The sequence below is a fragment of the Sanguibacter sp. 25GB23B1 genome (assembly GCF_040012415.1).
In the GTDB taxonomy this organism is placed as follows: Bacteria; Actinomycetota; Actinomycetes; order Actinomycetales; family Cellulomonadaceae; genus Sanguibacter.
The window spans coordinates 1-23,023 of record NZ_JBDYKL010000036.1 but is presented as its reverse complement, the minus strand read 5'-3'; the positions used below and the strand labels follow the sequence as shown (position 1 = coordinate 23,023).

Genomic DNA, 23,023 nt, shown 5'->3' with positions numbered 1-23,023 from the left:
GCGACCGAGGAAGGTTCGCGGGCGTCAGAACAGCGCGACCTTGCCGGGAGGCGGGAAGATCGCGTCGAGCTCGTCGAGGTCCTCGGCGGACAACGGGTGCACCGCCTCGGCGTTCTCGCGGACCTGCGCGGCGCGCGTCGCACCGGCGATGACGCTCGAGACCGTCGGCTGTGCGGCCAGCCAGGAGAACGCCACCTGGACCACGGTCAGCCCACGGACGGACGCGAAGTCCGTCAGCGCCTCGAGCGCGTCCCACGGCGCCGACTCGAGGAGGTGCTGCTTGGACACGGTGATCCGGCCGTCCGCGGGAGCCGCGTCGCGCCGGTACTTGCCCGTGAGCAGGCCGTTGGCGAGGGGGAAGTAGGGGAGCACGCCGATGCCGTAGGCGCTCGCGGCCGGGATCACCTCGAGCTCGGCCCGGCGGTCGAGCAGGTTGTAGTGGTTCTGGCTCGAGACGAACCGTTCCGTGCCGAGCGCGCGGGCGACGTGCTCCGCCTCGGCCACCTGCCACCCCGCGCGGTTCGAGTGTCCGACGTAGCGGACCTTCCCCGAGGTGACGAGGGCGTCGAGGGCGCTGAGCGTCTCCTCGACCGGGGTCGACGGGTCGGGGGTGTGGTGCTGGTAGAGGTCGATCCAGTCCGTCCCGAGTCGCCGGAGCGACGCCTCGACCGATGCGATGACGTACCTCCGTGAGCCGCGTGCGCCGAGGTCGGGCCCGTTGGCGCCGCCCGCGTCCATGCCGAACTTCGTCGCCACGACGGCCTCGGAACGGCGGGCACCGAGGGCCTTCCCGAGGAGCTCCTCGGAGAGCCCCGGGTGCGCGCCGTAGGTGTCGGCCACGTCGAAGAACGTGATCCCGGCGTCGAGGGCGGTCTGCACCACCTCGCGGCTGCCGTCGAGAGACTCCGTCGCGGTGCGTGGTCGGCCGAGGTTGTTGCACCCGAGCCCGACGACGGAGACGGTGAGGCCGGAACGGCCGAGATGGCGCTGGTCGGGGGAGGTCGTCATGCGTACGAACCTACGTGCTGCTCGAGGTGCGCAGCCACTCCTGACCCGTCGCGGAGAGACTCGATGACCACGATCTGAGAACCTGGTCTCATCCGCGCCGCCCCCCGCATACCGTCAGCACTATGAACCAGCCGACCCCGGTGCGTACAGCCGCGCAGTCCGAGTCGCTCCGCCAGGCACCCACCGGTGCGCTGGGGAGCGAACAGTCTCGCGAGTCCGAGTCCTACACCCACGGACACCACGACTCCGTCCTGCGATCGCACAGGTCGCGTACGGCCGCGAACTCCGCCGCCCACCTCGTGCCGCTGCTGCGCGAGGGCATGAGCATCCTCGACGTCGGCTGCGGTCCGGGGACGGTCACGGTCGACCTCGCCCGGATCGTCGGTCCGGGGCACGTGACCGGCGTCGACGCCGCCACCTCGATCCTCGACAGCGCCCGCGAGCTCGCCGCGGCGTCCGGCCTCGACAACGTCTCCTTCGAGCACGCGAACGCCTACCAGCTGCCGTTCGCCGACGACTCCTTCGACGTGGTGCACGCGCACCAGCTCCTCCAGCACCTCTCCGACCCGATCGCCGCGATCACGGAGATGCGTCGTGTGACGAAGCCGGGCGGCATCGTCGCTGCGCGCGACGCGGACTACGCCGCGATGACGTGGTACCCGGAGTCCGCAGGTCTCACGGAGTGGAACGCGCTCTATCACGAGGTGACTGCGGCCTACGGCTACCAGGCCGACGCCGGACGCCGGCTCTTCAGCTGGTTCCAGGAGGCAGGCTTCGAGCCCGACGCGCTCACCGCCTCGGCCGGTGTCTGGTGCTACGCCAACCCGGAGGCGCGCAGCTGGTGGGGCGGACTCTGGGCGGAACGGTGCATCGCGTCGAACTTCGCCCACCAGGCCAAGGAGTCCAACCTCGCTGACGACGTCCTGCTCGAGGAGCTCGCGCACGAGTGGCAGCGCTGGTCCGAGCAGCCCGACGGGTGGTTCAGCGTCCTCAACGGCGAGGTCCTCGCCCGCGTCTGACGGGACGCCGAGGGTGGCCTGAGGACGGCTGCAGCCACGCGGGACACGTAGGCTGGTCCCGTGCGCATCGCGAGATTCACCACTGGAGACGACCCCCGATTCGGCCTCGTGCAGACCGAGCACGGCAAGGACTACCTCGCCGTCCTCAACGGCGACCCGTTGTTCATGCCCGTGAACCCGACCGGCGAGCGGATCGAGATCGGCGACGGTGTGCGCCTGCTCGCCCCCGTCATCCCGCGCTCGAAGGTCGTCGGCGTCGGCCGCAACTACGCCGACCACGCGGCGGAGATGGGCAACGAGCTCCCGGCCAACCCGCTGCTGTTCTTCAAGCCGAACACCTCGATCATCGGCCCGGACGACCCGATCATCCTTCCCGAGTTCACGAGCGAGGTGAGCTACGAGGCGGAGCTTGCCGTCGTGATCGGCCGGCTGACGAAGGACGTGACCCCGGAGAGCGCCCTCAAGCACGTCCTCGGGTACACGGTGGCGAACGACGTCACAGCCCGCGACGCGCAGCGCGCCGACGGCCAGTGGGCACGGGCGAAGGGCTTCGACACGTCCTGCCCCATCGGTCCGTGGATCGTCACCGACCTCGCCACCGACGAGCTCGGCGTCCGCTCACGCGTCAACGGCGAGCCGCGCCAGGACGGCAACACGCGTGACCTCGTGTTCGACATCGCCTACCTGGTCTCGTACATCTCCGAGGCGTTCACCCTCCTGCCTGGCGACATCATCCTCACCGGCACCCCCGCGGGCGTCGGCCCCATCGTCGACGGCGACCGCGTCGAGTGCGAGGTCGAGGGCATCGGCGTGCTGAGCAACCCCGTCGTGCGCCGGGCCGTCACGGCCTGAGCTGCTCGACCGGCCCGGCAGCACGGGCCGACCTCCTTCTCGACAACCCCTCGATCCCGAAACCCAGGTGTTCCGTGTCAGCAGAGTCCCTCCCCGCCGTGCCCGTCGTCCCTGTCACCGGCACCGACGTCCGCGTCCGGTTCTGCCCGTCACCGACGGGCACCCCGCACGTCGGCCTCATCCGTACCGCGCTGTTCAACTGGGCGTACGCGCGGCACGTCGGCGGGACCTTCGTCTTCCGCATCGAGGACACGGACGCCGAGCGTGACTCCGAGGAGAGCTACCAGCAGGTCCTCGACGCCCTGCGGTGGCTCGGGCTCGACTGGGACGAGGGTGTCGAGGTCGGGGGCCCGCACGCTCCCTACCGCCAGTCGCAGCGCGGGGACATCTACCAGGACGTCATCGCGAAGCTCGTCGCGGGCGGGTACGCCTACGAGTCCTTCTCGACGCCGGAGGAGTCCGAGGCGCGCAACGTCGCGGCCGGCCGCCCCAAGGTCATGGGCTACGACGGCTACGACCGCGACCTCACGGACGAGCAGAAGGCCGCGTTCCGCGCCGAGGGCCGCGAGCCCGTGCTGCGCCTGCGCATGCCTGACGAGGACGTCACCTTCACCGACCTCGTCCGCGGCGACGTGACGTTCAAGGCCGGGACGGTTCCCGACTACGTCATCGTGCGCGCCAACGGCCAGCCGCTCTACACCCTCGTCAACCCGGTCGACGACGCGCTCATGGAGATCACCCACGTGCTGCGCGGCGAGGACCTGCTGTCCTCGACCCCCCGCCAGGTCGTGCTCTACCGCGCGCTCCTCGAGCTCGGGATCGCCAAGGTCGTCCCCGCGTTCGGGCACCTGCCGTACGTCATGGGCGACGGCAACAAGAAGCTCTCGAAGCGCGACCCCGAGTCGAACCTCTTCCTCCACCGTGACCGTGGCTTCACGCCTGAGGGGCTCCTCAACTATCTCGCGCTCCTCGGGTGGAGCATCGCGGCGGACAACGACATCTTCACGCTCGACGAGATGGTCGCGGCCTTCGACGTCGCCGACGTCCTGGCCAACCCGGCGCGCTTCGACCTCAAGAAGGCCGAGGCCATCAACGCCACGCACCTGCGCCTGCTGACGGCCGAGGACTTCCGGAACCGCCTCGTGCCGTACCTGCACGCAGGCGGTCTCGTCCCGGCCGACTCCTATGCCGACCTGGACGACCGGGCGCGCAGGCTCCTCGACGCGGGCGCGCCGCTCGTCCAGGAGCGCATGACGCTCCTCGGCGAGGCGCCGGGCATGCTCGGCTTCCTCTTCGCCGCCGACGACGCGGTCGCGTTCGAGGCGGAGGCGCTCGCCGCGCTGCGTGACGAGGCACCCGCTGTGCTCGACGCGGCCATCGAGACGCTCGACGCGCTCGCGGACTTCGGTCCCGTCGCTCAGCAGGACGCGCTCAAGGCGTCGCTCGTCGAGGGCCTCGGGATCAAGCCCAAGTTCGCCTTCGCGCCGCTGCGCGTCGCGATCACAGGACGTCGGGTCTCTCCGCCGCTCTTCGAGTCGATGGAGATCCTCGGCAAGGACGCCTCGCTGGTGCGCCTGCGCGCACTGCGCGCGCGCCTGTGACGGATGTGACGGGCGCCGTGCCGACGACACGCGTGCCGCTCGACGGGGTCCTCTTCGACATCGACGACACGCTCGTCGACACGCGCTCCGCGTTCGCCGGGGCGATGGCCGCGGTCGCGGGGGTCTACCTGCCGCACCTGCACGCCGACCGCTACGACGAGGTGCTCGCGGCGTGGCGTCGTGACTCGGGCGGCCACTACCGCGCGTACACGCGCGGCGAGACGCCCTTCCGGGAGCAGCGCCGGGTCCGCGCCAACGAGCTCCAGGAGCTCTTCGGCGGTGCGCCCGTGGCCGATGAGGACTTCGAGGCGTGGGACGCCGTCTTCGAGGCCGCCTTCGAGGACGGATGGGCGCCCCACGAGGACGCCCATCCTGCCGTCGAGGCGATCGCTGGTGCCGGGCTCGCGGTCGGTGCGTTGTCCAACGCCGCGTCGGTCTACCAGGCTCGCAAGCTCGAACGCACGGGCCTCGCGCACGTCCCCATGCTCGTGGGAGTCGACACGCTCGGCGTCGGCAAGCCCGACCCGCGGGTGTTCCTCGAGGCGTGCCGGCGCCTGGGTACCGCGCCGTCGCGGACGGTGTACGTCGGCGACGAGCTCGACATCGATGCACGTGCGGCGCTCGCCGCTGGTCTGCACGCGGTGTGGATCGACCGCCCGGGCACCCGTCGTGGAGGCGCCTACCTGGAGGACCCCGCGGTGGCTGCGGCGGACGGTATCCACGTCGTCGCATCGCTCAGCGAGGTCCCACAGATCGTCGGTGTGCGCTGAGTCAGCTTGCCGACTCGCACGCGAGCAGGCAGCGGATCGGGAGCAGATGGCGTACAGGATCGGCTATGTGTGTAGTTCGCAGCGCGTGTCCTCGCCGTCCCGCTGTTGGCTCTATAGGTTAGGGGTGTCGGCGGTTCAACCGCGACGTATGCTCTGCCTTCGAGGTCGGACTTCCACCGTTCGGGCGCTGTCGCCTGGCCGCCACGCCTGAGTGTCGGGGGCTCGATCATCCACGCTACAGTCCAGGGAGGGCAAGGTGTCCGCTTTGTCAGTTGGCGCCTCAAAGGCGCCACCCGCCAGCGGAAATCTCGCGCCAGTATTTGGTCGGGCGAGTTTTCGTTCCTTGGGCGCAAAGTGGGAATCGGCTCCGGCGCAGGTCCTTCGCGTGGCGGAGTTCTCGAGAGGCTGCCCGACAGACACGTTAGCTGACGCCTTCGATAAGGCTCACGCGATAGAATCACGGGCCGCACGCCGCGAGTACTACTTCAAGAATCTGATCGTTAGTCGAATGATCTTTGGCCGCCATTCTCCACGAACGGCGGCTGCTCTTCTCGAGTTGCGAGCGGGTAGATCGATCGCCGACGTTGTCATCCTGAATGGGACGTCAACGGCGTACGAGATCAAGACCGATTTCGATGATTTCACCCGTCTACCCGCCCAGATTTCTGACTATGCGAAGGCCTTCGAGCGGGTATGTGTTGTCGTGTCGTCTAATCGCGCTCAAGCCGCTGCGGCCGCGACGCCCGAATGGGTGGGGGTAACGAGCGTGAATCGTCGCGGCCAGATGACAGAGGTGCGCGCCGCCCGCGGTGGTCTCGCACGCATCACCCATCGATCCCTGTTTGGGCTGCTCCACCGTTCAGAGGTGCTTGAAGTGCTTGCGCAGTCGGCGGGATACGAGATCGACGCTCCCCCCGCCCGCCTCTGGAGTCGTACACTCGATGTCTTCTCGAGCCTGCCGATCCAGGATGTTCAACAAGGCGCCGTTGCCCAGCTCGCTCTTCGTGGCAAGCGAGCGGCTTCCTTGGCCGGAAGCGTGCCCCACTCGCTCCGGGCTTTGGCCTACGACGTACCCGTCAGCGGACCGACGCGTGAACGAATCATCCGTCGACTTGAAGACAAGGCGGAGTCCCTCCTGCTATAACTGAGCAACCCTCACGGCGAGGGCTGTGGACAGGGGGAGAAGTGTACTTTCCATACTTGTACGGCCGGGGTGCGGAGCTTCTTGCGTTACGCGACGTCTCCGAGAGGCTGCACGACTGGAATACCGTTCCAGTGGTTGAGCCCACGAAGATCGATGGAGCGGCGCTAGTGCGATGCCTTGCGGGGTTGCGAACAGGGGGCGCGCGTTGCCATCTCGTCGTGAACCCGTCGCACGGTGAATTCAAGGCTGGCATTCCTGCGGCCTGGACTACCCAGATGGCGGGGTATATCGCAGATCAGAGCGTCGTCATCCCGACGTTCCAGATTTCAGCTCCGAGCGATGGTCACGGATTATCTCGCTTCCTGGCGGATTTCGCCGGACGAGAGGTCGGCGTGGTTGTTCGATCCGCGGACGTCGGTCCGGCCAATCTGGCCGCAGCCCTCGTTGGCGCGAGCGCTCGAGTGTTCTTGCATACGTCGTCCAACCCGCACTCGTTTCTGAGCGTTTCGGCGTTGGTGGGTGCGGTGCCAATCGAGAACCAGTTCAACGTACAGGCGCGCAACGCTGACTACAACGGTTCTGAGTGGTTCACCAGTTCGCACCGACTATTTCTCGATGCCAAACGGTCCGGATTCTCCGACTTCACACTTCTTCCGAACACTTTCAGCGATTCGGGTGGCCCGCCTGGGGCTGTTGCAGTGCACCTCTCGTATATCGCTGCGGATGGTAGTGTCTGGGTTCAGCATTTCGTCTCGGACTCTGTCGATGTTGGCGACGGCGACGTCGGGTCGAAGATGGCCGAGGTGGTTGCGAAGATCGATTCTGAGATAAATGCAACGCCAGGCAAGTTCGTCTCATCAACTGGTTTGGCCGCTTTCTCCCGGCAGCATGCGAACAGCACGCCTACTGGGCTGGCGACTAGCAAGCGTCAGCAGATCGCTCACCATCTTGCGACGGTCGGCAGTTCCTTCGTCGCCGCTTCGAGGGTGTCGGTCTGACCTGAGCCCCGCTGTCCGGCAACACGAGATTCGGGAGGTGTTCTGGAGAATACGTCATGGTCCGCGGCGGACGCGTCCACGTCGTAGCGTCGATCAGTGAGGTCCCGTAGCTTCTCGGCGTGCGCTGAGCCCTGGTGCCTCACCGCTGGCGCGTGACGAGAGCGGCGATCGAGCGCACGGTCGCCGGCATGTCCGCACCGTCCTTCCAGACCATCCGCAGGGACCTCCCCAGCGCGAGACCGGGGACGTCGACCTGCACGAGCGCACCCCGGGCGAGGTCGTCCTCGACGGCCAGCAACGAGAGGACCGCGACCGAGTCGGAGTACTGCACGGTCGTCTTGAGCGCAGACGTCGAGCCGAGGTGTGGCAGGTGCGACGGGAGATGGGTGCCCGCCTCGCGGAGGGCGCGCTCCAGGATCTCGCGCGTCCCCGATCCGGCCTCGCGGACGACGAGCGGAGCCGCGACGAGCTCGGCGACCGTCGCCCGTCGGCCGCGGCGCTGTGCCCACGGATGACCGGACCCGACGACGACGACGAGCGTGTCGCGCACGATCGTGCGGCTGCGCAGCCCCCGACGCACGGAGGTGCCCTCGACGAACCCGAGGTCCGCACCGCCCGCCAGGACGAGCTCCATGACGTCGTGGGAGTTGCGCACGACGAGCTCGACGTCCGCTCGGTCCTCGCCGTGGGTGATCTGTGCGAGCCAGCGTGGTGCGAGGTACTCGGCGATGGTCATGCTCGCCGCCAGGCGCACACGAGGCGCGGGTGCGTCGCGGAGGGCGGACACGCCGCGCTCGAAGCTGTCCGAGGCGCCGAGCACCTCCTGCGCCCATGTCGCCGCGGCCCTCCCGGCGTCGGTGAGGTGCGTCCCTCGGGTACCTCGGGCGAGGAGCTCGAGGCCCAGGAGCCGCTCGAGGCGCTTCATGCTCGCGGACGCGCTCGGCTGCGAGAGCCCGAGCGCGCGGGCTGCGCCGCTGATCGAGCCGTGCGCGTCGGCCGCGACGAGGACCTCGAGCGCGGCGAGCGGCGCCCGAGAGCGACGTGGGGATGCCGGTGCGTCGTGCGCGGCGGACGGGGAGGAGGCCATAGGCTGAGGCTATACCCCCATGCGCGAGAGCCTGATGTGCAGCCGCGCTCGGGCACGCAGGGTGGAGGAGTGCACACAGACGACCGATCGCGCGGCGCTCGAGCCCGCCAGCTGCTCCCGGGCGTGGGGCTCGCCCTCGCGGTGAGCGTGACGAGCCTCGCAGGTTCCGGGCTCGTCGCTCGGAGCATCGGGGTCGTCGTGTCGCCGCTCGTCGTCGCTATGCTCGTCGGGGCAGCTCTCGGGAGCCTCGGTGGTGGCGGGCGGACGGGCGCGCGGACGCTCCGGCCCGGACTCGGCGTCACGGCGAGGACGATCCTGCGCGCCGGAGTCGTCCTGCTCGGTCTGGAGCTCTCGCTCGCCCACCTCGGTGCGCTCGGCTGGCGCGGCCTGGCTGTCGTCGCGATCACGGTCGCCTGCACGTTCAGCGGCACGCTCCTCCTCGGCCGGCTGCTGGCCGTACCGGCGCTCACCCGGCTCTACGTCGCGACGGGCTTCGCCATCTGCGGGGCGGTCGCCATCGCTGCCGTCCGTGGCGCGGTCGCCGACCGACCGTCGGTGCCCGGTGGTGCCGTGGGGCCCGGGGGCGACGCCGCGGACGCCGACGTCGCCCTGGGCACCGCGTTGGCGCTCGTGACGGTGTACGGCTCGCTGGCGATCGTGGTCATGCCCCTCGCGGCGGACGCGCTCGGCCTCACCGACGCCCAGGCGGGGCTGTGGATCGGAGCGAGCGTCCAGGAGGTCGCTCAGGTGGTCGCCGCGGCAGGCGTGGTCTCCGGGGCGGCTCTCGCGGCGGCGACCGTCGCCAAGCTCACGCGCGTCGTCCTGTTGGCACCGGTGGTCGCGATGGTCTCCGTCGTGTGGTCCGGGCGCGCGACCGACGACCGGGGGAGCGGAGGTCCTCGGCTGGTCCCCGGCTTCGTGCTCGGCTTCCTCGGAGCGGTTGCGCTCCGGTCGACGGGCTTGCTCCCCGAGGGGGTCCTGGAGGTCGCGGGGTCCGTGCGAGACGTCCTTCTCGCCGCCGCGATGTTCGCGCTCGGTACGAGCGTCGACCTCGTGCGGCTGGTCCGGACCGGGCGACGTGCGCTCGGCCTCGGAGCGGCAGCCGCGACGCTCTGCGCCGGGGTGGGTCTCGCCGCCACTCTCGCGCTCACCTGAGTGCTACGAGAGCGCCGACCCGTGCGTGACGCCGACGGTCTCTCGGTCGCCTATGCGGCCGGCGACCTGCGCGTCGCGCGCCAGCACTCCGCCCGGTAGGGGAGCCGCAGGTCCGTCCGTCCGGCGAGGGCCGGGTGGTGCGCGACGAGGTGGTCCACCTCGTCGAGCAGCGTCTCTCGAGCGGCGGCAGGCAGCGTCAGGAGGTAGCTGCGGGACCCTGCGAGCGTCCGGAGACCGGCCGGGGTCGTCCGGTCCGTCCACGGCACCGTGGTGTGCTCTGTCGGGCCGAAGCGTTCGTGCTCGTCCACGGCGAGTCTCGGGGTGTGGTGGTTGGGGGCGAGCGAGTCGCCGCGATGGATGATCCGGGTGAACTCGTCCACCCAGTCGACGGTGTGGTCCCGGACGTTCCACACGACCCCGAGCCGGCCGCCCGGTCGCAGCACGCGCGCGATCTCGGGGACGGCGGTCTCCGGGGTGAACCAGTGCCAGGCCTGTCCGACGACGACGGCGTCGACCGATGCGTCAGGGAGCGGGATGTCGTCGGCGAGGCCCGGGAGCGCCCGGACGCTCGGGAGCGCGGTGTGAAGCTCGTCACGCATCGCGTCGGACGGCTCGACCGCCGTGACGTGCAGACCGCGCGCGACGAGGCTGGCGGTGAGCTTCCCGGTCCCGGCTGCGAGGTCGAGCACATGGGTGTGCGGGCCCGCGTCGTCGGGGAGCAACCAGGAGACTGCCGCATCGGGGTACGCGGGGCGCGAGAGCGCGTAGGCGCGTGCTCCGCGCCCGAAGGACGCCGCGCGGTCCCGCACGGAGGCGGGGTCGAGGCGGGGCTCCACCCTGGCCGTGCCGTCAGTGTTGCTCTCGTGATCGCTCCTCATCCTCTGACCGTTGCACGGAGCGGCGCGCCGGTCCACCGGTGCGGGTGGGCGCGGCTCGTGCGGTGCGGCGCAGCGAGGCGGCGGGGCGGAGCTGCCCACGGTTTGGAGGATCGCCCACCGTCAGGTAACGTTTCCGACCGGTGGAGCCCACGGGTGAGCCCCGCGAGAGCGGGTCTTGACCGTCGGCGATACCCTGGTGGGGTATGGTGTAATTGGCAACACATCGGTTTCTGGTACCGACATTCTAGGTTCGAGTCCTGGTACCCCAGCGCAGATCTTGCCCGCGAGGCAGTGGCACGACCACGGCTGAGCATCAGGTAGAGTTCTCACTCGGAAGTTGAGCAGACGAACGTCAGGTTCAGATGCTCAGGTTCCTAGGCCCCCATCGTCTAGCGGCCTAGGACGCCGCCCTCTCACGGCGGTAACACGGGTTCAAATCCCGTTGGGGGTACAGCGAAAGGCCCGGTCATCTGACCGGGCCTTTTTCGTCGTCCGGCACATTGCCCAGGAACCGTCGTCCTGTCCAGGAGCGGTCGGTGTCGTCGGCGCAGCGGCGCTGCCGCACGGCATGCGGGCGTGCGCTGCTCGGTGCCGAGCAGCGCACGCGCCGACTACTCGCCCGAGCGGCGCAGCACCTCGGTGAGACGGTTCGCCGCCGCGACGACGGAACCGGCGTGCAGGCGACCGGGCTGGCGGCTCAGCCGCTCCACCGGACCGGAGATGGACACGGCGGCGACGATGCGCCCCGACGGACCGCGGACGGGGGCGGAGACCGATGCGACACCGACCTCGCGCTCGGACACGGACTGTGCCCACCCGCGGCGGCGGACCCCCGAGAGGATCGTCGCCGTGAACTTCGCCCCCTGGAGCCCGCGGTGCAGGCGGTCGGGCTCTTCCCAGGCGAGGAGGATCTGCGCTGCCGAGCCTGCGTGCATCGTCAGGGTCGCACCCACCGGGATCGAGTCGCGCAGCCCCACGGGACGCTCGGCGGCGGCCACGCAGATGCGCTGGTCGCCCTGCCGGCGGTACAGCTGTGCGCTCTCGCCTGTATGGTCGCGCAGAGCGGTCAGCACAGGGTTGGCTGCCGCGAGCAGCCTGTCCTCTCCCGCGGCTGTCGCCAGCTCGTTGAGGCGCGGTCCGAGGACGAACCGACCTTGCATGTCGCGCGTGACGAGCCGGTGGTGCTCGAGTGCCACGGCGAGGCGATGGGCCGTGGGGCGGGCCAGACGAGTGGCCGCCACGAGCTGTGCGAGGGTGGCCGGTCCTGCCTCGAGAGCGCCCAAAACGGATGCTGCCTTGTCCAGCACTCCGACTCCGCTAGAATTGTCCATAGGTCGATATTGCAGTCTCGAAGGCTGAGACGCAAATAGGCTCACCGAGAAACACCCCCGAGAGCGCCCGTGAACCCCCACCGGGTGCACGTGCACGAGAGGAACACGGATGGCCGGCACGCTGGCAGAGAAGGTTTGGGACGCGCACCTGGTGCGCCGAGGGAGCGACGGTTCGCCGGACCTTCTCTACATCGACCTCCACCTCGTCCACGAGGTCACGAGCCCGCAGGCCTTCGAGGGCCTCCGACTGGCGGGCCGGCCCGTGCGGCGACCCGACCTGACGATCGCGACCGAGGACCACAACACCCCGACGCTCAACATCGACCTGCCGATCGCGGACCTCACGAGCCGCACGCAGATCGACACCCTGCGCAACAACGCCAAGGAGTTCGGCGTCCGCCTGCACTCCCTCGGCGACGCCGACCAGGGGATCGTCCACGTCGTCGGGCCGCAGCTCGGCCTGACGATGCCCGGCCTCACGGTCGTGTGCGGCGACTCGCACACCTCGACCCACGGCGCGTTCGGTGCGCTCGCCTTCGGTATCGGCACGAGCGAGGTCGAGCACGTGCTGGCCACCCAGACGCTCCCGCTCCAGCCGTTCAAGACGATGGCGATCACGGTCGACGGCGCGCTGCCCGAGGGCAGCACCGCGAAGGACATCATCCTCGCGGTCATCGCCAAGATCGGGACCGGCGGCGGCCAGGGCTACGTCCTGGAGTACCGCGGCGAGGCCATCCGGGCGCTCTCCATGGAGGGCCGGATGACGATCTGCAACATGTCCATCGAGGCCGGTGCCCGCGCGGGCATGATCGCCCCCGACGAGACCACCTTCGAGTACCTCAAGGGTCGCCCGCACGCCCCTGAGGGTGCCGACTGGGACGCCGCCGTCGAGTACTGGCGCACGCTGCGCTCGGACGACGACGCGACCTTCGACACCGAGGTGGTCCTCGAGGCCACCGACCTCGAGCCCTTCGTCACCTGGGGCACGAACCCCGGCCAGGGCCTGCCGCTCTCTGCGAACGTCCCCGTGCCGGCGGAGATCGCCGACGAGAACGAGCGCGTCACCGCCGAGCGTGCCATCGAGTACATGGGCCTCAACCCCGGCACGCCCTTGCGCGACATCGCGATCGACACCGTCTTCATCGGGTCGTGCACGAACGGTCGCATCGAGGACCTCCGTGCCGTCGCCGAGATCGTCGAGGGCCAGAAGAAGGCGGACACGCTCCGCGTCCTCGTCGTCCCCGGCTCGGCGCGCGTACGCCTCCAGGCAGAGGCTGAAGGGCTCGACAAGGTCTTCCTCGACTTCGGTGCCGAGTGGCGCAACGCCGGGTGCTCGATGTGCCTCGGCATGAACCCGGACCAGCTCGCACCGGGGGAGCGCAGCGCATCCACGTCGAACCGCAACTTCGAAGGCCGGCAGGGCAAGGGTGGGCGCACCCACCTCGTCTCGCCGCTCGTCGCCGCGGCGACCGCGATCCGCGGGACCCTCTCGTCGCCCGCCGACCTCGCGAAGGACGCGGCCGACGCCGACGCCCTCCTGCCCGCCTGATCGCCGACCGCTCACACGTCCTGGAGTCACTCGTCATGGAGAAGTTCACCACCCACACCGGAGTCGGGGTGCCGCTGCGTCGCGGCAACGTCGACACCGACCAGATCATCCCCGCCGTCTACCTCAAGCGGGTCACCCGCACGGGCTTCGAGGACGCGCTCTTCGCCGCCTGGCGCGGAGACCCGGCGTTCGTCCTCAACCAGCCCGCGTACTCGAGCGGCTCCGTCCTCGTGGCCGGGCCCGACTTCGGGACCGGATCGTCCCGCGAGCACGCTGTCTGGGCGCTCAAGGACTACGGCTTCAAAGCCGTGCTCTCCTCGCGCTTCGCCGACATCTTCCGCGGCAACTCCGGCAAGCAGGGCCTGCTCGCCGCCCAGGTCGCCCAGGAAGACATCGAGCTGCTCTGGAAGGTCCTCGAGACCACCCCGGGCACCGAGGTCACCGTCAACCTCGCGGACCGCACCGCGAGCGCCGACGACGTCGTCGTCCCGATCCACGTCGACGACTACACGCGCTGGCGTCTCATGGAAGGGCTCGACGACATCGGCCTGACCCTCCAGCACGCCGACGAGATCACCGAGTTCGAGACGACCCGCGCCGCCTGGCGCCCGAAGACGCTGCCGGCCAAGCACCTCGCTCCGGTGGAGATCGTCGCCGCACGGCCTGTGTGACGCACCGCTGCGGAGCCACCGCAGCACCCGGTGCACGTGCACCACCGCCGCGAGGCCATCTGAGGAATAGGTGGCCTCGCGGTTGCGTTCCAGGCGTGAAGACACCGTGCGCATCCGCGCCGGGAGTAGGCCCGGACCCCATCGATAGGCGACCATAGCGTCATGAATGATTTGCTCTACGTCAACGGTGGCACCCCGTTGGACGGAACCATCACCGTCCGTGGCGCCAAGAACTTCGTCTCCAAGGCGATGGTCGCGTGCCTCCTGGGAGACGGGCCGAGCGAGCTCCGCAACGTTCCCGAGATCCGCGACGTGAGCGTCGTGTCCGGGCTCCTCGAGCTCCACGGCGTGTCTGTCGACTACGACGCCCCTGCGGGCATCCTGCGCATGGACCCGAGCAACGTCGAGTCGGCGCACGTCGCCGACATCGACGCGCACGCGGGCTCGAGCCGGATCCCCATCCTCTTCTGCGGACCGCTGCTGCACCGCCTGGGCGAAGCGTTCATCCCGGACCTCGGTGGATGCCGCATCGGTGACCGGCCGATCAACTTCCACCTCGACATCCTGCGTCAGTTCGGCGCCCAGGTGGACAAGCGCGAGCAGGGCATCTATCTCGCCGCGCCGAACGGCCTGCGCGGCACGAAGATCACGCTCCCGTACCCGAGCGTCGGTGCGACGGAGCAGCTCCTCCTCACCGCCGTGCGCGCCGAGGGCATCACCGAGCTGTCCAACGCGGCCATCGAGCCCGAGATCATGGACCTCATCAACGTGCTGCAGAAGATGGGCGCGATCATCTCTGTCGACACCGACCGCGTCATCCGGATCGAGGGCGTCGAGCGCCTCTCCGGATACCGCCACACGGCGCTCGGCGACCGCATCGAGGCGTCCTCGTGGGCGTCCGCTGCTCTCGCCACCGGCGGCGACATCTACGTCAAGGGCGCGACCCAGCCGGAGATGACGGCGTTCCTCAACACGTTCCGCAAGGTCGGCGGCGAGTTCGAGGTCCACGACGACGGCATCCGGTTCTTCCACCCCGGCGGCGAGCTGAAGTCGATCGTCCTCGAGACCGACGTCCACCCCGGCTTCATGACGGACTGGCAGCAGCCCCTCGTCGTCGCGCTCACGCAGGCGACCGGGCTCTCGATCGTCCACGAGACGGTCTACGAGAACCGGTTCGGGTTCACGGACGCGCTCGTCGGCATGGGCGCCACGATCCAGGTCTACAAGGAGTGCCTCGGGGGACGCCCGTGCCGCTTCGGCCAGCGCAACTTCTACCACTCGGCCGTCATCTCGGGACCCACGCCCCTCGCGGCCGCCGAGATCGAGGTCCCGGACCTCCGCGGCGGTTTCAGCCACCTCATCGCCGCGCTCGCCGCGAAGGGCACGTCGACGGTCAAGGGCATCCAGCTCATCGACCGTGGCTACGAGCGCTTCACGGAGAAGCTCGAGGCGCTCGGGGCAGAGTTCAGCCGCACCTGAGCCGGACCCCGTCGCACTGCGCCTCCGGCCCGATCGCCTCCCCGCGACCGGGCCGGAGGCGTCCGTGCGTGCGGGCCTGGGGCGTCCGTGCGCGCGGTAGCCTATGCCGGTGACGACTGAGGGAACGACGCCGATCGGCGACGGAAAGAACCTGACCTACCGCACGGTCGCGGGGATCGTGAAGCCGTTCTTGTTCGCCGTGAGCAAGCGCGACTGGCACGGCGCGGAGAACTTCCCGACGTCGGGCGGGTTCATCGTCGCGGCGAACCACATGACGAACCTCGACCCGCTGACGTTCGCGCACTTCGTCTACGACTCGGCGCGCGCCCCGCGAATCCTCGCCAAGGCATCCCTGTGGAAGATCCCCGTCCTGCGGTGGGTCCTCGACCGCACCGAGATGATCCCCGTGCACCGCAACACCGTCGGTGCAGCGTCGTCGCTCGCCGACGCGGTGCGCGAGCTCCAGCGCGGGGAGTGCGTCGCCGTCTTCCCCGAGGGCACGCTCACCCGTGACCCCGACCTGTGGCCGATGACCGGCAAGACCGGTGCCGCGCGCCTCGCGCTCACGAGCGGTGTCCCCGTGATCCCGGTGGCGCAGTGGGGGCCGCAGGACATCCTCGGCCAGTACTCCAAGCGCCTGCGGCCCTTTCCGCGCAAGCGCGTGACGGTGCGCGCAGGACGGCCCGTCGACCTGAGCGACCTCCTCGACCGGCCGCAGGACACCGCGGTGCTCCGTGAGGCGACCGAGCGCATCATGACGGCGATCACGGAGATCCTCGAGGAGATCCGCGGCGAGAAGGCACCTGCGGTGCGCTTCGACATGCGACGCAAGGCTGCACCGGACGCGCCTGTCGAGACGGTCGCCGACGCCGGAGACGTGACCCCGGCTGACGACGACGGCGGCGACGTCTCCGGTGACGACGTCCATGGGGCGACCTCGTGATCGCCGCGGTCCTCGGTACGGGCGCGTGGGGCACGACGTTCGCGCAGGTCCTCGCGGACGCGGGATGCACCGTCCGGCTCTGGGGTCGTGACGCCGCCGTCGCCGCCCGGATCACGACCGACCACGTCAACGACAAGTACCTCCCGGGGATCGTCCTCCCCGACGCGATCACTGCGACGACCGACGTCCGGGCCGCGCTCGAGGGCGTCGACCTCGTCGTCGTCGCCATCCCGTCCCAGAGCGCCCGTGCGACGCTCGAACCGCTGCGCACTCTCGTCCCTGAGCACGCGGTCGCGGTCTCCCTCATGAAGGGCGTCGAGCTGAGCACCGACCAGCGCATGAGCGAGGTCGTCGCCCACGCGCTCGGGATCGACGACAGCCGCGTCGCAGTCGTCTCCGGCCCGAACCTCGCCGGCGAGATCGCGCTGCGGCAGCCGACCGCGACGGTCGTCTCCTCGACCGACCCCGCCACCGCGGCGCTCGTCGCCCAGGCATGCTCGTCGGGCTACTTCCGGCCGTACACAAACTCTGACGTCGTCGGTGTCGAGCTCTGCGGAGCGGTGAAGAACGTCATCGCGCTCGCCGTGGGCATGGCCCAGGGGAGGGGCTTCGGCTACAACACGACCGCGACGGTCATCACGCGCGGGCTGGCGGAGATCGCCCGGCTGGGCCTCGCGCTCGGAGCGGACGCCGAGACCTTTCCCGGGCTCGCCGGCATGGGGGACCTCATGGCCACCTGCGCGTCCCCGTCGTCCCGCAACCACACCCTCGGCAAGCACGTGGGTCAGGGCATGACGCTGGACGACGCGATCGCAGCGACCGGCGGGACGGCCGAGGGCGTGAAGTCGTGCCGGTCGGTCCTCGAGCTGGCACGGTCCGTCGGAGTGGAGATGCCCATCACGGCAGCCGTGGTCGCCGTGCTCCACGAGGGCCTGCCGGTCGTCGACATGGCACGTGGGCTCCTCGCCAGGCCCCAGAAGGCCGAAGGGCTCTAGACCGCGAGGCGTCGCGCCCGCCGTGGGGCCCTAGCCCGTCGCGGGGCGGTCACGACGTCGTCTCGTCGGCGATGTCGACGACCACGCGCACCGGGGACTCGAGCAGGTACACCCGGAACGGGTGACCTGCGGTCTGCAGCCCGACGAAGGCGTCCGTCAGTCCTTCGAAGACGCTCCATCCTCGGGCTTCGGTGACGCTGACCGTCCCTGGACCGGTGACAGGGCCGGCGCTCTCGAAGGGCTCCGCACCGCTGTCCATCGGGTACGCGCTCCCGCTGATGAGAACCTGGAGCGTGCCGTCGCCCGCGAGGTCGATGACGGTTCCGCTGCCGTTCTGGACGGCCTGGTCGACGTACTGGACCGTCCACCCGGGGGTGCCGGTCCCGTCCATCTCGTAGACCACCCGGTCGAAGCCGTCGTGCCGTCCGATGCGGACGTCCGTCACCGTGAGCATCGCGTCCTGGGACGGTTCCGCGGTGTCCGGCGACGTGTCGGCAGAGAACGGCGGGGCGTCCGCGGTGCTCGAGTCGTCGGGCACGGACGTCTCGGTCCCGCTCGTCGTCGGTTCAGGTGTCGCCGACGGCGTGGCCGGGTCGTCGGTGGCCGATGTCGTCGGGCTCGGGTCTGCCGGTTCCGAGTCGTCCCCCGCGCACCCCGCGAGAGTCGTCACGGTCAGTGCGGCCACGATCGCTGCCGCGAGCGGTCGTCGCCGCAGGAGCTCCCGCGTGCCGTGCGTGCCCATCGATCCCCGTGTCCTCATTCTGCCTCCGATCGCCTCGTCCGCCCTCTGCGGACCTGCACTCTCGAGCGTACGGGGACGGCTGGAGTCCGGGGACGCGGACGAGTCTCGAACCGAGAACGATCCCGAAGCAGCCGGGCCTCAGGTGTCCGATGCGACCTCGGCGCGCGGCCGAGTCGACCGGACGGCGCTCTCCAGGGCGTGCTCCAGGTCGCTCCAGAGGTCCTCGACGTCCTCCACCCCGACGCTCATGCGCAGGAGGTCCTCCGGCACGGTGAGCGACTCGGTCGCGAACCGTCGACGGCGCTCCAGGCTGGACTCGACGCCGCCGAGGCTCGTGGCCGGCACCCACAGTCGCACGGCGTCGACGATCGCGTCCGCCGCCTCGCGTCCACCGTGGGGTCGCAGCCCGATGATGGCTCCGAAGCCGTCCATCGTGCGCACGGCGACCTCGTGGCCCGGGTCGTGGGGGAGGCTCGGGTGACGGACCTCGGCGACGCCGGGGTGCGCGGCGAGCCGTCGCGCGATCTCTGCAGCGTTCGACTGGGCACGCTCGACACGCAGCGCGAGGGTGCGCAGCCCGCGCAGCGCGAGCCACACCTCCCACGGGCCGGCGATCGCACCGTGAAGCGTCCGGTAGGCCCGGACGAGGCCGGTGAGGTGCGCCGAGCTCGAGACAGCGACGCCGAGCACGACGTCGGAGTGCCCGGCGAGGTACTTCGTCACGGAGTGCACCACGACGTCGGCGCCGAGCTCGAGCGGCCGCTGGACGAGCGGAGTGGCGAAGGTGTTGTCGACCGCGACGAGCGCGCCGGCCGCGTGTGCCGCGTCGATGAGCACCGGGAGGTCGGCCACCTCGAGCATGGGGTTCGTCGGTGACTCGATCCACACGAGGTCGGCACCCTCGAGCTGGGCGACCGTCGCCTCCGTGTCCGCGATGTCGACCCGGACGACCGTGATGCCGTGCCGCGCTGCGAGGTCGTCCGCGAAGCCGAGGGTCACCTGGTAGGCGTGGCGCGGCACGACGAGCCGCCCTCCGTCCGGGACGAACGAGAGCACTGCCGCGATCGCTGCCATGCCAGAACCGAAGACGACACCGCTCTCCGACGCCGACTCGAGCGCTGCCACGGCGTCCTCGAACGGGTCCCAGGTCTCGGTGTCGATCCGCGCGTAGAGCTTCTCGCCCGGACCGGGCGTGCCGGCGGAGTGGTACGTCGAGGACAGGACGACAGGCGGGTTGACCGGTGCACCCTGGGTGCGGGGCGGCCGTCCGGCGGTGACCGCGAGCGTCGCTCGGGAGAGGTCGGCGACGGGTCCGGTCGCGGCCGGCGCGTCGTCGTGAGGTGCGTTCGTCATGGCGCCGAGCCTATTCCTCCGACTCCGGTAAAGTCTCACGCGATGTCTACCGAGCCCGCGCCCCAGCAGCACGCCGCACCCCACCACGACGGAGCCCGGACGCCGGGTGCCGAGGTCGGTGCGCACGGCGTCCCTCCCGGTTCCACCCGACCCCGGGTCGTCCTGCTCTTCGGAGGCCGCTCGGGCGAGCACGTCATCTCCTGTGCCACCGCCGCCGGCGTCATGCGTGCCATCGACCGCGACCGGTTCGACGTCATCCCTGTCGGGATCACACGCCGCGGCCAGTGGGTCCTCGCCGCAGACGACCCGGACGCCTGGCAGATCCGGGACGGTCATCTCCCCGAGGTCGCCGATGCCGACAACGAGGTGATCCTCCCGCTCGCCGTCGACCAGCGCGCGCTGCGCGTCCTCCAGCCCGGCGAGCTGCCGCGGGTGCTCGGCGAGGTCGACGTCGTCTTCCCGCTCCTGCACGGGCCGTTCGGTGAGGACGGCACCGTCCAGGGCATGCTCGAGATGGTCGACGTGCGGTACGTCGGGGCAGGCGTGCTCGCCTCCGCCGTCGGGATGGACAAGCACTTCATGAAGCTCGTCCTCGCCGGCCAGGGCCTGCCCGTCGCGCCGTTCACGGTCATCCGTGCAGGGGAGTGGGAAGGGCGCGAGAAGGCGTGGACGGAGTCGATCGCGAACCTCGGGCTGCCGGTGTTCGTCAAGCCTGCCCGCGCCGGGTCGAGCCTCGGGATCTCGAAGGTCACCGATCTCGCCGACCTCCCCGCCGCGATCGCTGAAGCGCGACGGCACGACCCCAAGGTCATCGTCGAGGCCGGGGTCGTCGGCAGGGAGATCGAGTGCGCCGTGCTCGGCGGACGGGCAGGCCAGCGTGCCCGTGCCTCGCTCCCGGGGGAGATCGAGGTGACGGACGAGGCGCACGGCTTCTACGACTTCGAGGCCAAGTACCTCAGTGAGGCGAGCGTGGTCCTCACGTGCCCGGCGGACCTGCCGCAGGAGACCATCGACGAGGTGCGCGAGATCGCCGTGCGCACGTTCGAGGCCGTCGCGGGGGAGGGACTGTCACGGGTCGACGTCTTCGTCACCGACGCCGGGGAGGTCGTCGTCAACGAGATCAACACGATGCCGGGCTTCACTCCGTTCTCGATGTACCCCCGGATGTGGGAAGCCACGGGTCTGAGCTATCCGGACCTCATCACCGAGCTCCTCGAGCTGGCGCTCGAACGCCCGACCGGGCTCCGCTGAGCCGGCCCCACCGAGCTGTGCTCGCTGAGCCGCAGCTCAGAGGCAGGTTCGCGTCGCCTCGACCTCGCTGACCGCTCGCGCGAGGTCGACGAGCGCGGCCGTCGGCTGGCCCATGCCGAGGCTCGTCGGGACCTGGACCGCCACGGCGGGGTCGCGGCCGAAGCTCACATAGGTCCAGCCGTTGTCGTCCTTCGTCGTGATCCAGTCGAACGTCTGCTCGACGCCTCCGGTGACGACGCTGATGGACTCGCACTCCTGCGTCGTCGGCGGTGGGACGTCGACACCGCACGTCAGGGTGATCGCCGCTCCGGCCTCGCCCCACGCGGCCGTCGCCTGGCCGGACGCGCGCACCTTCGGCTGGCCGAGCACGGTCTCCGGCACGGCGAGCACGAGCCGCGCGCAGAGTGGGTCCGCTGCGGCGGCGCCGGGTGAGACGTTGATGGTCGGTGTGCACCCCGAGAGGACGAGGCAGGTCGTCACGCCGATCACGGCGGCCCGCCACGCGGACGGACGACGGACTCGGGACAGAGGACCTGAGGGTGGGACGGGGGAGCGACGAGACCGACGGAGGAGCACGCCCTCAGCCTATCGTCGGGCCGGCCTCGGGTCGGCGGCGGGTCGTCGTCGCTCGTCTCGCGGGACGTAGGGTGTCGGACGTGACCGATCCACTGCTCGTCGCCGACCTGTCCGAGGCGCAGCTCCTCGCCCTCATCTTCCCGCTCCTCCCGCAGGGGCCCGCGACAGTCGTCGGCCCTGGCGACGACGCGGCCGTGGTCCGGGCGCCCGACGGTCGCTTCGTCGTCTCGACCGACGTCCTCGTCGAGGATCACCACTTTCGTCGGGCGTGGTCCACCGGCTACGACGTCGGATGGCGCGCGGCGATGCAGAATCTCGCGGACTGCGCCGCCATGGGCGCACGGACGACCTCGCTCGTCGTCGCCCTCGTCGTCCCGAGGTCCCTCGAGGTCGACTGGGTCACCGACCTCGCCCATGGTCTGGCCGAGGCGTGCGGGCTCCACGGCGCATCGGTCGTCGGCGGCGACCTGTCCGGCGGAGACCGGGTCGTCGTCGCCGTCACCGTGCACGGCGACCTCGAGGGCCGCGACCCTGTCCTGCGGTCCGGCGCGCGTCCGGGGGACGTCGTCGCGCACGCCGGGGTGCTGGGACGGTCGGCCGCCGGCCTCGCCCTCCTCGAGGCCGGTCGAGGCGCCGCCGCGCCGGCTCTCGTCGACGGATTCCTCCGGCCGGAGCCACCCCTCGACGCCGGGGTCCGTGCTGCGGCCGCCGGTGCCACGGCGATGCTCGACGTGTCGGACGGGCTGCTCCGCGACGCGGGTCGGATCGCCGAGGCGAGCGGGGTCCTCGTCGACCTCGACGACCCGGCCGTCGTGCTCGCCGAGGACCTCGCGGGCCTGCAGCCTGCGTGCGAGGCGCTCGAGACCGGTCCCCTGACCTGGTTGCTCACCGGAGGCGAGGACCACGGGATGCTGGCGACATTCCCGGCGGGGACGACGCTGCCGCAGGGCTTTCGTGCTGTCGGGCGGGTGCACGACGAGCGCACGCTCCCGGCGTGGCGTCAGGGCGACGCGGAGGTGGACGGCTCGAAGCCCGAGGTACGGGTCACTGTGCGCGGCGACGCACCGTCCGTCGACGGTCGTGGCTGGGACCACTTCGCAGGCTGAGACGTCGCTCGCCGCGTGCAGCGGCCTGTCTCACGCGCGACGGTAGCGGACCTCGGTGAACCGTTCGCCACCGAGGTCCTCGAGCTTCTCGACGCCGTCGGCCGCGAAGCCGTGACGGCGGTAGAAGTGCTGGGCGCGCTCGTTGTCGGCCAGCACCCACAGGGACAGCGGCGTGCCGGCCGGGAGCTCGGCGAGCACCGTCCGCATGAGCTCGCGAGCGACGCCACGGCCCCACGCCTCAGGGTCCAGGTAGATGGAGTACAGCTCCTGGTCACCGGGCTCGGCGTCCTCGTCGCGGGACGGTCCGACGCTCGCGAACCCGACGGTCCTCCGGTCGACCTCGGCGATCCACGTCCGTGAGTCGGCACCGGAGAGAATCTCGGCCCAGCGGCTCGTGCGGGAGTCCTCGTCGATCGCTGCGAGGTACGTCTCCGGGACGATGCCCGCGTACGCCTCCCGCCACGAGGCGACGTGGATCCGCGCGATGGTCCCTGCGTCGCCGGAGCCTGCGGGGC

22 protein-coding genes and 2 tRNA genes are annotated in these 23,023 nt (G+C 70.5%); 16 read left to right on the top strand and 8 right to left on the bottom strand.

What is annotated here, in order from left to right; translation table 11 throughout:
• Positions 1 to 24: 24 nt before the first annotated feature.
• Positions 25 to 1,008, bottom strand: coding sequence for an aldo/keto reductase (locus ABKW26_RS16780; RefSeq protein WP_348595126.1), 984 nt, complete (start codon positions 1,006 to 1,008; stop codon positions 25 to 27).
• A 122-nt stretch (positions 1,009 to 1,130) separates the two neighbouring features.
• Here ABKW26_RS16780 and ABKW26_RS16775 point away from each other — a divergent pair, with 122 nt between their 5' ends.
• From ABKW26_RS16775 to ABKW26_RS16750, 6 genes are all read left to right on the top strand, one after another.
• A complete protein-coding gene (locus ABKW26_RS16775; RefSeq protein WP_348595125.1) occupies positions 1,131 to 2,027 on the top strand; it encodes a methyltransferase domain-containing protein in 897 nt (298 codons plus the stop codon).
• 60 nt (positions 2,028 to 2,087) lie between these two features.
• Entirely contained in the window at positions 2,088 to 2,879 is a 792-nt protein-coding gene (locus ABKW26_RS16770; protein ID WP_348595124.1) for a fumarylacetoacetate hydrolase family protein, read from the top strand.
• A 74-nt stretch (positions 2,880 to 2,953) separates the two neighbouring features.
• A complete protein-coding gene (gltX, locus tag ABKW26_RS16765; RefSeq protein WP_348595123.1) occupies positions 2,954 to 4,480 on the top strand; it encodes a glutamate--tRNA ligase in 1,527 nt (508 codons plus the stop codon).
• A 17-nt stretch (positions 4,481 to 4,497) separates the two neighbouring features.
• Positions 4,498 to 5,250 carry an HAD family hydrolase gene (locus tag ABKW26_RS16760; RefSeq protein ID WP_348595122.1) on the top strand — a complete coding sequence of 251 codons (753 nt, stop codon included), beginning with the start codon at positions 4,498 to 4,500 and terminating at the stop codon, positions 5,248 to 5,250.
• 385 nt (positions 5,251 to 5,635) lie between these two features.
• Positions 5,636 to 6,394: a sce7726 family protein gene (locus ABKW26_RS16755; protein WP_348595121.1), complete on the top strand. Its 759-nt coding sequence runs from the start codon at positions 5,636 to 5,638 to the stop codon at positions 6,392 to 6,394.
• Positions 6,395 to 6,435: 41 nt separating this feature from the next.
• Entirely contained in the window at positions 6,436 to 7,392 is a 957-nt protein-coding gene (locus tag ABKW26_RS16750) for a sce7725 family protein (protein WP_348595120.1), read from the top strand.
• A 139-nt stretch (positions 7,393 to 7,531) separates the two neighbouring features.
• Here the strand turns inward: ABKW26_RS16750 and ABKW26_RS16745 are convergent, their stop codons facing one another.
• Positions 7,532 to 8,479, bottom strand: a complete 948-nt coding sequence (locus ABKW26_RS16745) for a LysR family transcriptional regulator (protein WP_348595119.1) — start codon at positions 8,477 to 8,479, stop codon at positions 7,532 to 7,534.
• A 69-nt stretch (positions 8,480 to 8,548) separates the two neighbouring features.
• On the opposite strand from ABKW26_RS16745, the gene ABKW26_RS16740 reads away from it, so the two are divergent.
• On the top strand, positions 8,549 to 9,634 hold the full coding sequence (locus ABKW26_RS16740) for a putative sulfate exporter family transporter (RefSeq protein WP_348595118.1): 1,086 nt from the start codon (positions 8,549 to 8,551) through the stop codon (positions 9,632 to 9,634).
• Between the two features lie 50 nt (positions 9,635 to 9,684).
• Here the strand turns inward: ABKW26_RS16740 and ABKW26_RS16735 are convergent, their stop codons facing one another.
• On the bottom strand, positions 9,685 to 10,512 hold the full coding sequence (locus tag ABKW26_RS16735; RefSeq protein WP_348595117.1) for a methyltransferase domain-containing protein: 828 nt from the start codon (positions 10,510 to 10,512) through the stop codon (positions 9,685 to 9,687).
• A 197-nt stretch (positions 10,513 to 10,709) separates the two neighbouring features.
• Between ABKW26_RS16735 and ABKW26_RS16730 the strand changes: the two genes are divergently transcribed.
• Positions 10,710 to 10,781, top strand: a tRNA-Gln gene (locus ABKW26_RS16730).
• 109 nt (positions 10,782 to 10,890) lie between these two features.
• Positions 10,891 to 10,963: transfer RNA gene (locus tag ABKW26_RS16725), tRNA-Glu, on the top strand.
• Positions 10,964 to 11,123: 160 nt separating this feature from the next.
• On the opposite strand, the gene ABKW26_RS16720 is transcribed toward ABKW26_RS16725, so the two are convergent.
• Positions 11,124 to 11,843 carry an IclR family transcriptional regulator gene (locus ABKW26_RS16720; protein ID WP_012866122.1) on the bottom strand — a complete coding sequence of 240 codons (720 nt, stop codon included), beginning with the start codon at positions 11,841 to 11,843 and terminating at the stop codon, positions 11,124 to 11,126.
• Between the two features lie 109 nt (positions 11,844 to 11,952).
• Here ABKW26_RS16720 and leuC point away from each other — a divergent pair, with 109 nt between their 5' ends.
• The 5 genes from leuC to ABKW26_RS16695 all read left to right on the top strand — a co-directional run bounded on the left by leuC (position 11,953) and on the right by ABKW26_RS16695 (position 17,480).
• Positions 11,953 to 13,392 carry a 3-isopropylmalate dehydratase large subunit gene (gene leuC / locus ABKW26_RS16715; protein WP_348595115.1) on the top strand — a complete coding sequence of 480 codons (1,440 nt, stop codon included), beginning with the start codon at positions 11,953 to 11,955 and terminating at the stop codon, positions 13,390 to 13,392.
• A 35-nt stretch (positions 13,393 to 13,427) separates the two neighbouring features.
• Positions 13,428 to 14,063, top strand: a complete 636-nt coding sequence (gene leuD / locus ABKW26_RS16710; RefSeq protein WP_348595113.1) for a 3-isopropylmalate dehydratase small subunit — start codon at positions 13,428 to 13,430, stop codon at positions 14,061 to 14,063.
• Between the two features lie 162 nt (positions 14,064 to 14,225).
• A complete protein-coding gene (gene murA / locus ABKW26_RS16705) occupies positions 14,226 to 15,542 on the top strand; it encodes a UDP-N-acetylglucosamine 1-carboxyvinyltransferase (RefSeq protein ID WP_348595112.1) in 1,317 nt (438 codons plus the stop codon).
• Between the two features lie 109 nt (positions 15,543 to 15,651).
• Complete coding sequence (locus ABKW26_RS16700) at positions 15,652 to 16,485, top strand: lysophospholipid acyltransferase family protein (RefSeq protein WP_348595111.1); 834 nt, start codon at positions 15,652 to 15,654, stop codon at positions 16,483 to 16,485.
• A complete protein-coding gene (locus ABKW26_RS16695) occupies positions 16,482 to 17,480 on the top strand; it encodes an NAD(P)H-dependent glycerol-3-phosphate dehydrogenase (RefSeq protein WP_348595109.1) in 999 nt (332 codons plus the stop codon). The genes ABKW26_RS16700 and ABKW26_RS16695 overlap by 4 nt, the downstream gene beginning before the upstream one ends.
• 49 nt (positions 17,481 to 17,529) lie before the next feature.
• Here the strand turns inward: ABKW26_RS16695 and ABKW26_RS16690 are convergent, their stop codons facing one another.
• The gene (locus tag ABKW26_RS16690; RefSeq protein WP_348595108.1) at positions 17,530 to 18,240 is read right to left on the bottom strand and encodes a hypothetical protein; all 711 of its coding nucleotides are present in this window, start codon (positions 18,238 to 18,240) and stop codon (positions 17,530 to 17,532) included.
• A 120-nt stretch (positions 18,241 to 18,360) separates the two neighbouring features.
• On the bottom strand, positions 18,361 to 19,575 hold the full coding sequence (locus ABKW26_RS16685) for an aminotransferase class I/II-fold pyridoxal phosphate-dependent enzyme (RefSeq protein ID WP_348595107.1): 1,215 nt from the start codon (positions 19,573 to 19,575) through the stop codon (positions 18,361 to 18,363).
• Between the two features lie 42 nt (positions 19,576 to 19,617).
• Between ABKW26_RS16685 and ABKW26_RS16680 the strand changes: the two genes are divergently transcribed.
• Positions 19,618 to 20,826, top strand: a complete 1,209-nt coding sequence (locus ABKW26_RS16680) for a D-alanine--D-alanine ligase family protein (protein ID WP_348595106.1) — start codon at positions 19,618 to 19,620, stop codon at positions 20,824 to 20,826.
• Between the two features lie 36 nt (positions 20,827 to 20,862).
• Here the strand turns inward: ABKW26_RS16680 and ABKW26_RS16675 are convergent, their stop codons facing one another.
• Positions 20,863 to 21,315 (bottom strand): DUF3515 family protein, encoded by a 453-nt coding sequence (locus tag ABKW26_RS16675; RefSeq protein ID WP_348595105.1) that lies wholly within the window; start codon positions 21,313 to 21,315, stop codon positions 20,863 to 20,865.
• A gap of 167 nt (positions 21,316 to 21,482) precedes the next feature.
• On the opposite strand from ABKW26_RS16675, the gene ABKW26_RS16670 reads away from it, so the two are divergent.
• Positions 21,483 to 22,508, top strand: a complete 1,026-nt coding sequence (locus tag ABKW26_RS16670) for a thiamine-phosphate kinase (protein WP_348595104.1) — start codon at positions 21,483 to 21,485, stop codon at positions 22,506 to 22,508.
• A gap of 30 nt (positions 22,509 to 22,538) precedes the next feature.
• Here ABKW26_RS16670 and ABKW26_RS16665 read toward each other — a convergent pair.
• On the bottom strand, positions 22,539 to 23,023 hold a 485-nt coding region (locus ABKW26_RS16665), incomplete at its 5' end, for a GNAT family N-acetyltransferase (protein WP_348595103.1).

Coding starts and splice junctions, on each gene's coding strand:
- ABKW26_RS16685 (WP_348595107.1), bottom strand. CDS start 19,575: ATGACGAACGCACCTCACGACGACGCGCCGGCCGCGACCGGACCCGTC.
- ABKW26_RS16745 (WP_348595119.1), bottom strand. CDS start 8,479: ATGGCCTCCTCCCCGTCCGCCGCGCACGACGCACCGGCATCCCCACGT.
- ABKW26_RS16775 (WP_348595125.1), top strand. CDS start 1,131: ATGAACCAGCCGACCCCGGTGCGTACAGCCGCGCAGTCCGAGTCGCTC.
- ABKW26_RS16780 (WP_348595126.1), bottom strand. CDS start 1,008: ATGACGACCTCCCCCGACCAGCGCCATCTCGGCCGTTCCGGCCTCACC.
- leuD (WP_348595113.1), top strand. CDS start 13,428: ATGGAGAAGTTCACCACCCACACCGGAGTCGGGGTGCCGCTGCGTCGC.
- ABKW26_RS16680 (WP_348595106.1), top strand. CDS start 19,618: ATGTCTACCGAGCCCGCGCCCCAGCAGCACGCCGCACCCCACCACGAC.
- ABKW26_RS16720 (WP_012866122.1), bottom strand. CDS start 11,843: ATGGACAATTCTAGCGGAGTCGGAGTGCTGGACAAGGCAGCATCCGTT.
- ABKW26_RS16690 (WP_348595108.1), bottom strand. CDS start 18,240: ATGAGGACACGGGGATCGATGGGCACGCACGGCACGCGGGAGCTCCTG.
- leuC (WP_348595115.1), top strand. CDS start 11,953: ATGGCCGGCACGCTGGCAGAGAAGGTTTGGGACGCGCACCTGGTGCGC.
- murA (WP_348595112.1), top strand. CDS start 14,226: ATGAATGATTTGCTCTACGTCAACGGTGGCACCCCGTTGGACGGAACC.
- ABKW26_RS16735 (WP_348595117.1), bottom strand. CDS start 10,512: ATGAGGAGCGATCACGAGAGCAACACTGACGGCACGGCCAGGGTGGAG.